We start from the raw sequence: 253 nt of genomic DNA, 5'->3' as shown, positions 1-253 counted from the left end.
GAAGCAATTACTACTAATGAAGAAGTAGTTTTATCACCTCAAATCGGTAAATTCCAATTAAAACCAAGAAAAGCCTACATCGGTAGAAACCCTAAAACAAAGAAAAAATTAAAAATTCCTGCCAAAACAGTAGTCGCTTTTAAACTTTCAAAATCCATTAAAGATAAAGTGAAAGAACTAAAATTAAAATAAATTCAAAGGAGAACCAATATGTCAAAAATAATTATCAAAAAAACTAAAAATAAATCAAAAA

The 253-nt window shown here is 25.7% G+C and carries 1 protein-coding gene; it reads left to right on the top strand.

The window, feature by feature from the left end; genetic code table 11:
• On the top strand, positions 1-192 hold a 192-nt coding region (locus tag RI68_RS02145), incomplete at its 5' end, for an HU family DNA-binding protein (protein WP_017193603.1).
• Positions 193-253 lie beyond the last annotated feature (61 nt).

The organism is Vaccinium witches'-broom phytoplasma str. VAC (assembly GCF_000309405.1).
Lineage (GTDB): Bacteria > Bacillota_I > Bacilli_A > Acholeplasmatales > Acholeplasmataceae > Phytoplasma.
Note: the sequence above shows the minus strand (reverse complement) of the source record. Positions and strands in the feature narration are given on the sequence as shown.